Below are 492 nucleotides of genomic sequence, written 5' to 3' on the forward strand. Positions count from 1 at the left end.
CAGCTCTCATTCGTATTTCCTATCCCCGAAACCTTCCATGAATATTATTCCACTTATACGTCCCTGCCTCACTAAACTCTGCGAGTTCCATCGATAGTGCAAAGTACCGCTTTGCGGCTAGATCGGCGAAGTGCTCTTTCATCATATTGAAGATATGATTACATGTTTCTGTTTTATCTTCTTCTGTTCTGCCTGCACCGATTTTAAATGTAGCATGGACGAATGCATCATCTTCTTTTCCATCTGCAATATAGTAATCTTCTAGTTCAATTGCTCTTGAACGAATACCTCCTGTTGGAAAGATATCACTTCGTGAGATTAGTATGTGGTTTACTTTTTTTAATAAATCCGCAATATTCGCTTCTTCCTTTATATTATTTGTATACTCTACAATAAAATGCGGCATGCATATAGCTCCCTTCTTTTTATGTATAACGAGAATGAGAGTAGCCTCTTTATTATATACATCCATTTTAATTTTCCGACATCTAA

1 protein-coding gene is annotated in these 492 nt (G+C 36.6%); it reads right to left on the bottom strand.

All coding sequences use genetic code 11. The features are described from left to right. Window positions 1–19: 19 nt before the first annotated feature. Window positions 20–406, bottom strand: coding sequence for a 5-carboxymethyl-2-hydroxymuconate Delta-isomerase (locus V7183_RS10475; RefSeq protein WP_097896011.1), 387 nt, complete (start codon window positions 404–406; stop codon window positions 20–22). Window positions 407–492: the final 86 nt, after the last annotated feature.

Source organism: Bacillus sp. JJ1127 (assembly GCF_036965845.1).
Classification (GTDB): domain Bacteria; phylum Bacillota; class Bacilli; order Bacillales; family Bacillaceae_G; genus Bacillus_A.

Coding starts and splice junctions, on each gene's coding strand:
- V7183_RS10475 (WP_097896011.1), bottom strand. CDS start 406: ATGCCGCATTTTATTGTAGAGTATACAAATAATATAAAGGAAGAAGCG.